Genomic DNA, 628 nt, shown 5'->3' on the forward strand with positions numbered 1-628 from the left:
CCTTCACCCGAGTTCTCTCAAGCGCCTTGGTATTCTCTACCTGACCACCTGTGTCGGTTTGGGGTACGATTTGATGTTACCTGATGCTTAGAGGCTTTTCCTGGAAGCAGGGCATTTGTTACTTCAGCACCGTAGTGCCTCGTCATCACACCTCAGCGTTAGATAAGAGTCCGGATTTACCTAAACTCTCCGCCTACATGCTTAAACCGGGACAACCGTCGCCCGGCTAACATAGCCTTCTCCGTCCCCCCTTCGCAGTAACACCGAGTACAGGAATATTAACCTGTTTCCCATCGACTACGCCTTTCGGCCTCGCCTTAGGGGTCGACTCACCCTGCCCCGATTAACGTTGGACAGGAACCCTTGGTCTTCCGGCGAGCGGGCTTTTCACCCGCTTTATCGTTACTTATGTCAGCATTCGCACTTCTGATACCTCCACCAGACCTCACAGTCCAGCTTCAACGGCTTACAGAACGCTCCCCTACCCAACAACGCCTAAGCGTCGCTGCCGCAGCTTCGGTGCATGGTTTAGCCCCGTTACATCTTCCGCGCAGGCCGACTCGACCAGTGAGCTATTACGCTTTCTTTAAATGATGGCTGCTTCTAAGCCAACATCCTGGCTGTCTGT

1 rRNA gene is annotated in these 628 nt (G+C 53.5%); it reads right to left on the reverse strand.

Annotated elements, in window-relative coordinates:
- Positions 1-628, reverse strand: a 23S ribosomal RNA gene (locus BSPA111_RS22425); the annotation flags it as partial.

The sequence above is a fragment of the Buttiauxella sp. A111 genome (assembly GCF_014189855.1).
Taxonomy (GTDB): Bacteria; Pseudomonadota; Gammaproteobacteria; order Enterobacterales; family Enterobacteriaceae; genus Buttiauxella; species Buttiauxella selenatireducens.